We start from the raw sequence: 12,570 nt of genomic DNA, 5'->3' as shown, positions 1-12,570 counted from the left end.
TATGGCTTCTTTCTTCACAAAAAATGCCGGGGGTATGATTTTTTGTGCATAGCATGTACAAGAGAGAAAAGCTCGCTTTTCTTCCCCTTGTCTTAAAGATATGCACACTTTTATACATCATGAATACGAACGAAAAATAAGGAGGTTTCCTTTTATGTCAAAAGCTAAATCCTTTATTACAGGTGTACTTTGCGGCGGAGCAGTTGCTGGACTAGCCGTTCTTTTCTCAACTCCTTCTTCTGGTAAAGCTATGCGCGGTAAGCTGAAAGAAAAAGGAACTGATATTAAAAAGACATTGGCTGATATTACAGCTGATACGAAGTTATTAAAGCGTCAAATCGTTGAAACTGCTTCAGAAGGTAAAGAAGTATTCCAAGAACTAAAAGACGATATGCATGACACGCTTTCTAACTGGAAACAAGATATTTCTCAAAACAAACGACATATTGAAAAAGAAATTTTAGACATTCAAAAGTCAATTGAGAAACTACAAGAAGCCGTTCCAGAAAAAGCGTAAACATATTCCTGCTTAGTTTTTTGCATATAACAAATATTTTTCATACGAATTGACCTTAACACGGCATATCACATAGATATGCCGTGTTTTTATGCATTTACAATATATGTTATCCCTTAACATGTAAAGACAACACATGTATTCTCGACTCATAAAACGCTTCCATAGTTATGCATGATTTGTATAGAATGTTATTTTTCCGAAAAATTTTCACAATTCTCACAAAAAGACTTTATTAATTTTTATTTTACTGGCATAATAGATAATAATGAAAAAAGAATGTTAAAGTGGGTGAGTAAATGAAAAGTGGAGAAAAAAATTACTCGGTAAAAGAAGCGATGATTTTCAGCCAACGTATTGCTCAATTATCGAAAGCGTTATGGAAATGCGTAGAGAAAGATTGGCAACAATGGATTAAACCTTACGATTTAAACATTAACGAGCATCATATTTTATCAATCGCTTATCATTTAAAAGGGGCTTCTATTTCTGAGATTGCTAAGTTTGGAGTTATGCACGTATCAACGGCGTTTAACTTCTCTAAAAAGCTAGAAGAACGCGGCTATCTTGTATTCTCTAAAAAAGAAGATGATAAACGAAATACGTACATTGAAATTACAGACAAAGGGGAAGAGTTACTACTTCGCTTAATGGAGGAGTATGACCCTGAAAATAATTCTGTTTTTAATGGGGCACTTGAACTTCGTAATTTTTACGGTAAGTTCCCAGAAAATATCGAACTTATTGCGATCCTTCGCAATATTTACGGACAGGACTTCATCGATATTTTTGAGAAATCATTAGAGAATATTGAGGAGAACTTTACGGAGACCGATCAAAAATTAGTTAAGAAATAATCTATTTATCCTTTCGCAATCATGCGTAAGAATTCATTCATAAGTGGCACAAATAAGCCCTGTTTTGCTAGCGCTTCCGCAGTTTCGTGTACTTCGAGCTGATGTGGAAGCGCTTTTTCAAATTGATCTAATAGCGCATCAAACAATAGAAGGCCTTCTGCTTTCTCCACTACATATTGTTCGTTCAGCTTTTCACAAAGTTTTAGTATACGTTCAATGTCTTTTTTACGAGCTTTTTTCTTTATGATTAAAGAATAAAATGGACACTTTTCTTCATCAATCATTTTAAATAGTAGGTCTACGTAGTATTCAGCTTGTTCTAGTCTTCTTACAACGTCCATTTTCTCCCTCGCTTCCTAACACAAAGTCTTCTATTTCTGAATTTTGTAACACGAACAAAATATCGTATGATACAATATATAAAGTATATGTATTTTAGCCAAAAGGAGGTCTCGCCTCATGACTCTTATAACCGTTGTTTTTGTTGCATTCGCACTTCTTGTTATATTTTACACGAATTTCATGACACATACACTGTGTGAGCGAAAACAAATATCTGCGAGCCGCCAGCCCGGTGTCTTTCGAGTTATTAATGTATGTATTACCATTCTATTAATTTCTAGTTATGTAGAAATTATATTTCATGGAAAGTGAGGAAGGAAGCCCCTTCCTCATTTTTTTCCTCTATAAGCAAATTATACCTACTATAACTAATAAAATAAACAGTACAAGTAATAAAATAAGTTTTGAATTCATCCCCCATCCCCTCCTCTTTTCTGTATATGCGACATGCGCCCAATATGGTACCCTTTCAAAATCTGACACAAACTGGTTAAAATTTCTTTATCAATAGGAAAACCCGTCGAAATATGATATATTAAATTTTGTACATATTGCTTATACTATGAAATAAACGACACGCATCTAAACTTTATCCTAAAGCCTCGGTAAGTCCTGTTAAGCGTGCTTTTACATATAAAAAAAGCAAAGACATCAGTGAGACTTAATCAGGTTCTTATGAACGAAAATAACCTATCATAAGGCGTTTCTTCATTCGTATGGGATAAATTAAAAATACATAATAGTAGGAGTGTTTATTGAATGAAGAAAGCTATGCTTGCCTTAGCCGCAACAAGTGTAATCGCATTATCAGCATGTGGAACATCATCATCAGACAAAATTGTTACATCTAAAGCTGGTGACATCACTAAAGAAGAGTTCTACAATCAAATGAAGACACAAGCTGGTAAACAAGTACTAAATAACATGGTTATGGAAAAAGTACTTATTAAAAACTACAAAGTCGATGAAAAAGAAGTAGACAAAAAGTTCGATGAAATGAAAAAGCAAGTCGGTGACCAATTCGATACACTAATGAAACAACAAGGCCTTAAAGAAGAAACAGTTAAAAATGGCGTTCGCGCTTCATTAGCTCAAGAAAAAGCGATTGAAAAAACAATCACTGATAAAGAGCTAAAAGAAAACTACAAGCCTGAAATTAAAGCAAGCCACATTCTTGTAAAAGATGAAGCTACTGCGAAAAAGGTTAAAGAAGAGCTTGGACAAGGTAAATCTTTCGAAGATTTAGCGAAACAATACTCTGAAGATACTGGTTCAAAAGAAAAAGGCGGAGACCTTGGCTACTTTACTGCTGGTAAAATGGTTAAAGAATTCGAAGACGCAGCTTATAAAATGAAAAAAGATGAAGTAAGCGAACCTGTAAAATCACAATTCGGTTACCACATCATTAAAGTAACAGATATTAAAGAACAAAAACCATTTGATGAAGTAAAAGGCGACATCAAAAAAGACCTTGTTCAAAAGAAAACACAAGATGCTCAATTTATGAATGATCTTATGATGAAAGAAATCAAAAAAGCTGACGTAAAAGTTGACGACAAAGATTTGAAAGATCTTTTCGAAGAGCCAAAAGCTGACGCTAAAAAAGACGAAAAGAAATAATGAAGTGAAAAAAGCTTGGGTAGCCCCAAGCTTTTTTATTTTGTAGTAGTTTTTTTGCCGATAAATCGATATACTCCCTCACCTTACTCCATTCAACACAAAAAAACCTTGGTTTCGTGCAACACGAAACCAAGGTTTATCTTATTATCATTGATTAAATTAAAAAACTATGGTAAATTAGTACAGAAACGCATTCACTAAAAATAAAAGAATGTATTTATCCGTATCTTAATTGTACACCAAAACACATCTTCAGTCAACCTCTATTTTTCACTTTTAAAGGAGTGCTTACCGCATGAACAAAAAACTTGATCAAGAACAAAAACGATTAGATACCGTAATCGAAACGATTACGCAGCAAATTGATAAACTGGAAAGCGAAACTGGCAGACGCCGGGCAGAAGTAATCAACATTCGTAAACACTTTTGGGATGATGTAAAAGTTAACACTGATACTTTTGACGATTATCTTGAAACGGTTATCAACTTAAGACAACAAGCGCAGTCACTAGCCGTAACACAAATTACCCATAAGCACACCTTTAATCGACTTGCTGCATTACGCCGTATGCATAAAGCACCTTACTTTGGACGAATTGATTTCAAAGAAGAAGGAGAATCTGGCGCAGAACAAATTTATATAGGAGTTGCTACACTTACCGATGCAAGCGGAGAAAATTTTCTTATATACGATTGGCGCGCACCAATTTCAAGTGTTTACTACGATTATCCACCAGGACCGGCTGAGTACAGCACACCAGGAGGCGTAATCCGCGGCAATGTGGAGAAAAAATTACAATATATTATTCAAAATGGCGAGATTGATTCTATGTTCGATACGAGCCTTACAATTGGCGATGAAATCCTGCAACAAGCGCTCGGAAAAGGTACGAATAAACATATGCAAAGTATTGTTGCTACTATTCAGCGCGAGCAAAATGAAATTATCCGTCACGATGAAGGGCGACTACTTATCGTTCAAGGAGCTGCTGGTAGCGGTAAAACGTCAGCTGCCCTGCAGCGAATCGCCTACTTACTATATAAATATCGCGAATGGCTAAAAGCAGATCAAATCATTCTCTTCTCCCCTAACTCCATGTTCAACAGCTACGTATCTAACGTACTGCCAGAACTCGGCGAAGAAAATATGCAGCAAGTTACATTCCAAGAATATTTAAACCATAGACTAAGTAAGTCATTTGATGTTGAGGATCCTTACGAGCAATTAGAATATATGCTAACTGAAACGAATAGCGCAAATTATAAAACTCGAAATGCGAGCATTCGATTTAAAGCATCTACTCAATTTTTCGAGATGATTAGAGCGTACAGACAATCTCTTGAATCTTCAGGCATGCTATTTAGAGGAATGAAATTTAGAGGAAAACTGATTGCCTCTGCTAAAGAAATCACAGAGCAATTTTATAATACTGATTCCTCCCTCCGCTTCCATAATAGAATCGAGAAGTTAACGGATTGGCTAAACAAACAAATAGATGCAATTGAAAAAACAGAACTGAAAAAGCCGTGGGTAGAAGAAGAAATCGAATTACTTAGTAAAGATGAATACCAAAAGGCTTATAAATATTTACAGAAAAAAGGCGAGTTTGACGACAACTCCTTTCATGATTATGAAAAAGAAACGAAATTACTCGGACGTATGATTGTCCGCAAAAAATTAAAGCCACTTCGTAAAGGCGTTCAAACACTGCGCTTCATCAATTTCACAGGTATATATAAACAACTCTTCACAGATGCGTCATGGGTTACTGGAGAAAAACCTAAAGAATGGGACGAAATTTGTTCATTAACTGTGAACATGTTAGATGAAGGAAAGCTACATTACGAGGATGCGACTCCATTCTTACTTTTAAAAGAATTAATTGAAGGCTTCCAAACGAACAGAACAATTAAGCACATACTCGTAGATGAAGCGCAAGATTACTCTCCGTTTCAGTTCGAGTTTTTAAAACGTCTCTTCCCTGCCGCAAAAATGACGGTACTCGGAGACTTTAACCAAGCAATATTCGCCCATGCTAGTGAAACAGTTGATTTCAATACACTTACTAGCTTATACGGGCCTGATGAAACGAACGGCATCAACTTAACTCGTAGCTATCGCTCAACAAAACCGATTATTGAATTCACACGCTATCTCGTACCGGAAGGAAAGAACATTAACGCATTTGAACGTGACGGTGAGAAACCTACAGTGACTAAAGTTTCTGATTACAGTGAACTGCATGATCGTATCACTTCTAAAGTTGCTGAACTACAAAAACAACAGCATAATACGATCGCAATTATATGTAAATCCGCAGCCGAAAGTGCCGCTGCCTACGAGGCACTCAGTCATATCGAGAATATTAAACTTGTGAAAAGTAACTCAGCCGAGTACGAGCAAGGCATCGTCGTTATCCCTGCTTATTTAGCGAAGGGTATCGAGTTTGATGCTGTTATTATTTACGATGCTTCTAAAGATGTGTACAGTGATGAAAGCCTACGTAGATTGTTCTACACTGCTTGTACACGCGCAATGCATGAATTGCAGCTTTATAGCGTTGGTGAGGTTAGTCCTTTTGTAACAGGGGCTGCTTCGGAGAGTTTTAAATGTATAACGAAAACACCTTGATTTTTATCAAGGTGTTTTTTTCATTCTAAATGAAATATCTTTACGCCGATATACACTCAGCACAATCCCCATTATAAATGCATGAAACAGAGTTGGTACTAATCCATAACTAATAAAAGGTAATGATATAGCAGCAATCGGTAATAAGCCTAGGATCATGCCCACGTTATAAATGAACTGAACTACAAAAAGAGTCATTCCTCCAACGAGAAGCAATTTACCATACCGATCATTTATTTTATAAGATATGATTACTAACCTTGCTACAAAAAGAGAAAGAATTATAACAAGGACCAAGGCAAGGAAATACCCGTAATAGTAAGTCAAACTTGCAAACACAAAATCAGTATCTGGAGCAGGGATGAACTTTGTATCTCCAGATGTACCAAACCAACCTGCTGACGACATTACCTCTTTTAAACGTACATACATAAAGCCTGCGCCCCCTGCATCACGCTCTGGGTTTAAATATCCTAAAAATCTATCCAAATGATATCCTGTTACTGAGGACCAGGAAAAGGATACCCTTATAATCAATAAACAAATTGGTACAATTGTAATAATCAATGCTTTTTTCTTTCCTAGCTTACTCCACCAAAGCATAACAAATATCATCGTGATATAAATAAAAATTGTTGAAAGGGTTGATACAATGAAGAATAAATACAAAGAAAATAAATACAAAACCACGAGATGTATAACCTTTAACCTACCGTTATTGAAAAAAGAAGCCCAAGCTAGAAAAAAGAACGGCACTGCCATTAAGCAGTCAATTGCAATGGGACCAATTTTTATTAACGGTTCGCCAGCCATCGAAGCGTTTGGAAAACAGTATAGCATTAACAGGATAAGTACTCCGATTGTATAAAACAGCCATCCGAGTCTTTCTAACTTCCGATAATCAATCAGCATCATCCCAAGAGCTGCTACAACACCGAGAATAACAAATATCAACTTATTCATTATTACATCATTCGTATATCCAAAAGCTAAAACTGGTAAAAACCCTAACCCCATAGCAGCCACTAATAAAATAATTAAGAACCAATCAACCTTTGGCTTATGAAGTTTGTTAAGCTCCTGCCCTAGTTTAATTGGACTTCCCATTTGTTCCACAGCTTTATTTTCAGCAATTTCCTCACTTAACCCTTTCTCTATCCACGTGTTCTTCGCCTGTTTTAAGTGAAAATCTAGTTCGGTTGCTACAAAGCTCTTTGCTTCTTTTGATTTAATATGATTCGTAACTTCGCTTAAAAAACGCTCCCCTTTTTTGTTCAATTTTATCTCACTCCTGTACTAATCCTTTTAATATAAACCGTGCCTTCGTAGAATCTTTTTCTGCCTTTCGCAGCATCTTTCTTCCTTTATCATTTAATTGATAATATTTAGCTCCTGCATGATCCCAACTTGATTGGATTAAACGATTCTGTTCTAGCCGATGTAATACGGTATATAAAAACCCTTCATTTCCTTCGAATTTTTGAATCCCTCTCCCTCGTAGTAGCTGTGACAATTCGTATCCTGTTTTTTCATTACTGAGGAGTTGTAAAATCGCCAACGAGATGTCCTCTCCCTTTTCGTGTGATGCATTGATTTTTTCGCGCACCCGCTTTCGGTGTTGATCAGAAAAACTCAAATGTTTAAACGTTGTATTCTCCATTGATTTTCGCAGGCCTTTTAATCGATCTTCCATTTGATTATTCCTCCAATCCTTTCTTCAAAAGCTCCTTCGCTTTTTTCAGTCTCGTTTTTATCGTGTTTTCTTTCACTTCTATTACAATAGCAATCTCTTTAATTGATAGTTCTTCATAATAAAATAGATAAATGACTTCTCGATATTTTATCGGTAAATTCATTACTGCAGAAGCCAGTTCACGGTCCTTCGCATTTTGAATAACAGTTTGTTCGACACTATCATTTTGAACCCCAATATAAGCAGCTTCATCCTCTGTCACGATCACCTTTTTGTTATACCAACTTTTTATGTAGTCCTTACATTGATTAATCGCAATTCTCCACAACCACGTTTTCACATTCGATTTCCCTTTGTATGTATGAAGAGCTTTATAACATTTCACAAATATATCTTGCGTTAAATCCTCAGCGACCTCTTTATTATTCACATATGAATACACAAGCTGTAAGACTTCTTGTCCATACTTGTTCATTATTTCATCGATAAGGAGTTCCTTATCTTCTATTTTAAACGCTTCTACCGTTAATTCATCCACATCATTTCCTCCTTCCCATATATTAGACGACGCACTGTATGGAAAAGTTTTATAAATTCATAAAAAAACGGTTGGAAATGTCCATACCGTTTTGCTCATCCTCTACTATTTAATTTTTTCTAAAACAAAACTTTTAATATTCCCCGCACTTTTTATAGCTTGCGATACGTCTGTTTTATTAAGTTCTTCAAAATAAGGATATCTGACTTCAATCGCATAACTATTTAACTCTGCACAATCATCTATTAAATCATTGAACTCCATATTAAATTCAGCACATCCCTTTACTAACAGCAATAAATTATGCGTTTTAGGCGGATGAGTTCCTTTAAACGTTAAATACCCCTTTAGATATTTCTCAGCACACTGTTGACAATGATAACAGATAATTGCAAAAGGAATAGGCATTAAAGACAATAAATGATTAGAAGCTCTAAGATCTGAATCTGCAATTTCAAACCATAAATTTGCCTCACTGAAATTTTTCATACAATACCTTACCTTCTTCAGCAATCTTGTATTCCATTGTTACAGGATTACCAGAACGCTCATTAAATTCTTCAGAACCGTAAACAAGTAAATCGACTGGTGTTTTCATTACATCGAATATACTTAAATTCAATTTCTTTAAGGCTTCTCTTTTCCTCTTACCAATACCATCAACAACTACACACAAATCAAAATCACTATCCTCATTAGGCATACCGTAAGCATGAGACCCAAATAAAATAATTTTATTAACATCAGAAAGAGAGGAAGTCATTTTATCTACTAATTGATTTAACTCTTTTTGAACATTAGTATTCATTCCATTCACCTCTTTAAATTAATCCTGCTCAATAAATCCTAACTGTAGAAGCAAATTAATAAATTGATTCATTTCAACTCCAATACACTACTACAATTGTTAAGTTATTCAAACGGTATAATAATACTTATTATACCTTTCGTATTCATATCCTGTTAAGCAACAAAAATCTACACTCAGTTAATTTCAGTACACTCTATACAAATATAATAAAACAAAAAACCGCACGAGGGCTCTCCCTCACGCGGTTTATTTTTAAGCTAACGCAGCCGCCTGCTCTTGTTGATCTACAGGAATTACAGCATCTCTTAACGCTTTTTCTAGTTCTGCTGTGTATTTCATTTGCTCTTCTTTGCTCCAGCCTAGTTTCGCAGCCATGTAGTTGATTACTGCTTCTTTCCACTCGTATACCCAGTGGATGTTGAAGAATACAGCACCTCTGCGGCGTACGAAGAAGTCAACTGGTTTCGCTGTCATTTCGTAATCCATTGCGTATACAAGCGGGATTAGAACGTCTAGCGGCATGTTGTATTCTTTCGCTTCGTCTTTATGTTTTTTCGCTAAGTCAAACAGTACGTCAACGTTAGAGCCATAGAATTTCGCGAATTTTTCCGCTTGTGCTGTCGTTAAACCATACTTCGTACCTTCGCCTGCTTTTTTCGCAACAAATGCCGGGAATCCGTGTGAACCACTTACATGACCACCAGAGATTGGCATATGTTTCGTATCGCTCTTCTTATATGCGCTATGGCCTTCTTTTTGTAATAGATTCGTTACGTAGTCTACTACCATTTCAGCCATTTTGCGGTATCCTGTTAATTTACCGCCCGCGATTGTAATTAAACCAGATTCAGAAGTCCAAATTTCATCTTTACGAGAAATTTCAGATGCATTCTTACCTTCTTCATAAATTAGCGGACGTACACCCGCCCAGCTTGATTCCACATCTTTTTCTGTAATTTTCACGCTTGGGAACATGTAATTAATCGCATTAATAATATATGTGCGATCTTCTGTTGTCATGTGCGGTACAGCTGCGTCTTTATCATAGAACGTATCTGTTGTACCTACGTACGTTTTTCCTTCGCGAGGAATCGCGAACACCATACGTTTATCTGGTGTATCAAAGTAAATTGCTTGCCCTAATGGGAAACGTTTTTGGTCAATTACTAAATGCACACCTTTTGATAACTGAAGTACTTTCCCTTTTTTAGAGTTATCTTTTTCACGAAGTGTATCTACCCAAGGACCAGCTGCGTTTACAATTTTCTTACCGTAAACTTCATACACTTCTCCGTCTAGTAAATCGATTACACGTACACCGCATACTTTTCCATCTTTATATAAGAAACTGTCTACTTTTGCGTAGTTAACAGCTTTCGCACCATGTTCAATCGCTTCTTTCATTACTTCAATTGTAAGACGCGCATCGTCTGTACGATATTCTACGTAGTAACCGCCGCCTTTTAATCCTTCTTGTTTTACAAGAGGCTCTTTATTTAGCGTTTCTTCACGGTTAAACATCTTTCTGCGCTCGCTTCGTTTTACACCTGCTAAGAAGTCGTATACACGAAGACCAATTGATGTACTGAATGACCCGAACGTGCCGCCTGTATGGAACGGAAGTAACATCCACTCCGGTGTTGTTACATGGGGACCGTTCTCATATACGATCGCACGCTCTTTCCCCACCTCTGCTACCATTTTCACTTCAAGTTGTTTTAAATAACGTAAACCGCCGTGTACAAGTTTCGTTGAACGACTTGATGTACCTGCTGCAAAGTCCTGCATTTCAAACACAATTGTTGATAAACCGCGTGTTGCCCCATCTAATGCAATACCAGAACCAGTAATACCTCCACCAATTACGATCACATCTAACTCTTGTTTATTTACTCCGTTTAATACGTCTTTACGTTGTTTACTTGAAAATTTCATGGTAATTCCTCCCTTTGATAACGAAAAAAGAGACCACAAGCTCCGCTATAGATTTCGCCTCTATAGCGTGTTGTGGTCTCTCCAAATCTCCTACCGAATTATTAACTTGTCATCATTATAACACTGTTTATGATTATTTGAAAGCTTTAGTTGCTTCAATTGCTTTTTTCCATCCAGCATATAGCTCTTCGCTTGTTTCCGCTTCCATCGTTGGTTCAAAGCGTTTGTCCATATGCCACTGTGCTTTAATTTCATCTTGGTTTTTCCAGTATCCAACCGCAAGACCAGCTAAGTATGCTGCACCTAAAGCTGTCGTTTCATTGATCACTGGACGCTCTACAGGAACATCTAAAATATCACTTTGGAACTTCATTAAGAAGTTATTCTTAACTGCCCCGCCATCAACGCGTAATGTATTTAGTTCAATACCTGAATCTGCTTCCATTGCGCATAGTACATCTTTCGTTTGGTATGCTAAAGATTCTAGCGTTGCACGAATGAAATGCTCTTTCGTCGTACCGCGTGTTACACCAAACATAGCGCCGCGTACTTCACTATCCCAATACGGTGTACCTAGTCCTACGAATGCCGGTACTATGTATACACCTTCAGTTGATTCAACACGGCTAGCGTACACTTCGCTCTCGCTCGCATCTTTAAACATACGCAGTCCGTCACGTAACCACTGAATTGCAGAACCAGCTACGAAAATACTTCCTTCTAATGCGTAATTCACTTTACCATCTAAACCCCATGCAATTGTTGTTAATAGGCCATGCTCAGAAGCTACTGCTTTTTCGCCTGTATTCATTAACATAAAGCAACCAGTTCCGTAAGTGTTCTTCGCCATACCTTCACCGAAACAAGCTTGTCCAAATAATGCTGCTTGCTGGTCACCAGCTACACCTGCGATCGGTACATTTTGACCGAAGAAGTGATAATCAATTGTTTCTCCATATATTTCAGATGATTGACGTACTTCTGGAAGCATGCTCTTTGGTACCGTTAACATGTCTAGAAGCTCATCATCCCACTGTAAGTCGTGAATGTTAAACATTAATGTGCGTGATGCATTTGAGTAGTCTGTTATGTGCGCTTTACCGCCAGACAATTTCCATACAAGCCATGTATCAATTGTTCCGAATAATAACTCGCCGTTTTCTGCTTTTTCTCTTGCACCTTCAACGTTATCTAAAATCCATTTTACTTTCGTACCAGAGAAGTATGCATCAATTAAAAGACCTGTTTTTTCGCGAACCATCTCGCTATAACCTTTTTCTTTTAACTCATCACAAATTTCAACTGTTTGACGAGATTGCCATACGATTGCGTTATAAATTGGTTTTCCAGTCGTTTTATCCCATACAACCGCTGTTTCACGTTGGTTCGTAATACCGATACCAGCGATTTGTTCTGGCTTCACATCTGCTTCACTTAAGCAAGTTGCGATAACTGCTAAAATAGATCCCCAAATTTCTTGTGCATTATGCTCAACCCAGCCTGGCTTTGGAAAATGTTGTGTAAACTCTTTTTGAGCTGAATGAACGATTTTTCCTTCTTTATTGAAAAGAATTGCGCGTGAGCTTGTTGTTCCTTGGTCTAATGAAAGAATATATTTTTTCATA

The 12,570-nt window shown here is 36.8% G+C and carries 13 protein-coding genes; 5 read left to right on the top strand and 8 right to left on the bottom strand.

Translation table 11 applies throughout. The annotated features are described in order from the left end of the window. Positions 1-154 precede the first annotated feature (154 nt). Complete coding sequence (locus tag AC1DS7_RS05890) at positions 155-517, top strand: YtxH domain-containing protein (RefSeq protein WP_002011120.1); 363 nt, start codon at positions 155-157, stop codon at positions 515-517. A 299-nt stretch (positions 518-816) separates the two neighbouring features. Then, positions 817-1,374: an HTH-type transcriptional regulator Hpr gene (locus AC1DS7_RS05885; RefSeq protein ID WP_002011118.1), complete on the top strand. Its 558-nt coding sequence runs from the start codon at positions 817-819 to the stop codon at positions 1,372-1,374. 5 nt (positions 1,375-1,379) lie between these two features. On the opposite strand, the gene AC1DS7_RS05880 is transcribed toward AC1DS7_RS05885, so the two are convergent. Beyond that, a complete protein-coding gene (locus AC1DS7_RS05880) occupies positions 1,380-1,715 on the bottom strand; it encodes a YhaI family protein (protein WP_002030209.1) in 336 nt (111 codons plus the stop codon). A 118-nt stretch (positions 1,716-1,833) separates the two neighbouring features. On the opposite strand from AC1DS7_RS05880, the gene AC1DS7_RS05875 reads away from it, so the two are divergent. The 3 genes from AC1DS7_RS05875 to helD all read left to right on the top strand — a co-directional run bounded on the left by AC1DS7_RS05875 (position 1,834) and on the right by helD (position 5,968). Then, positions 1,834-2,028: a hypothetical protein gene (locus AC1DS7_RS05875; protein WP_000172693.1), complete on the top strand. Its 195-nt coding sequence runs from the start codon at positions 1,834-1,836 to the stop codon at positions 2,026-2,028. 447 nt (positions 2,029-2,475) lie between these two features. Continuing rightward, entirely contained in the window at positions 2,476-3,336 is an 861-nt protein-coding gene (gene prsA / locus AC1DS7_RS05870) for a peptidylprolyl isomerase PrsA (RefSeq protein ID WP_002030207.1), read from the top strand. Positions 3,337-3,631: 295 nt separating this feature from the next. After that, positions 3,632-5,968, top strand: a complete 2,337-nt coding sequence (gene helD / locus AC1DS7_RS05865) for an RNA polymerase recycling motor HelD (protein ID WP_289403264.1) — start codon at positions 3,632-3,634, stop codon at positions 5,966-5,968. A gap of 6 nt (positions 5,969-5,974) precedes the next feature. Here the strand turns inward: helD and AC1DS7_RS05860 are convergent, their stop codons facing one another. The 7 genes from AC1DS7_RS05860 to glpK form a co-directional block, all read right to left on the bottom strand. Then, on the bottom strand, positions 5,975-7,246 hold the full coding sequence (locus tag AC1DS7_RS05860) for an FtsW/RodA/SpoVE family cell cycle protein (protein ID WP_476998839.1): 1,272 nt from the start codon (positions 7,244-7,246) through the stop codon (positions 5,975-5,977). 7 nt (positions 7,247-7,253) lie between these two features. Further along, positions 7,254-7,661 (bottom strand): PadR family transcriptional regulator, encoded by a 408-nt coding sequence (locus AC1DS7_RS05855; RefSeq protein ID WP_476998838.1) that lies wholly within the window; start codon positions 7,659-7,661, stop codon positions 7,254-7,256. A gap of 4 nt (positions 7,662-7,665) precedes the next feature. Further along, positions 7,666-8,199, bottom strand: a complete 534-nt coding sequence (locus AC1DS7_RS05850) for a sigma-70 family RNA polymerase sigma factor (protein ID WP_476998837.1) — start codon at positions 8,197-8,199, stop codon at positions 7,666-7,668. Between the two features lie 105 nt (positions 8,200-8,304). Then, positions 8,305-8,688, bottom strand: a complete 384-nt coding sequence (locus AC1DS7_RS05845) for a HEPN domain-containing protein (protein ID WP_002188619.1) — start codon at positions 8,686-8,688, stop codon at positions 8,305-8,307. Continuing rightward, a complete protein-coding gene (locus AC1DS7_RS05840) occupies positions 8,672-9,007 on the bottom strand; it encodes a nucleotidyltransferase domain-containing protein (protein ID WP_002087180.1) in 336 nt (111 codons plus the stop codon). Before AC1DS7_RS05840 ends, AC1DS7_RS05845 begins: the two co-directional genes overlap by 17 nt. A gap of 255 nt (positions 9,008-9,262) precedes the next feature. Next, complete coding sequence (glpD, locus tag AC1DS7_RS05835) at positions 9,263-10,945, bottom strand: aerobic glycerol-3-phosphate dehydrogenase (RefSeq protein ID WP_002030199.1); 1,683 nt, start codon at positions 10,943-10,945, stop codon at positions 9,263-9,265. A 133-nt stretch (positions 10,946-11,078) separates the two neighbouring features. Beyond that, entirely contained in the window at positions 11,079-12,569 is a 1,491-nt protein-coding gene (gene glpK, locus AC1DS7_RS05830) for a glycerol kinase GlpK (RefSeq protein WP_002011107.1), read from the bottom strand. Between the last annotated feature and the right edge of the window lies 1 nt (position 12,570).

This window comes from Bacillus sp. P4_E1, assembly GCF_056401715.1.
The sequence above is the reverse complement of the archived record's forward strand: the minus strand, read 5'-3'. Positions and strand labels throughout refer to the sequence as shown.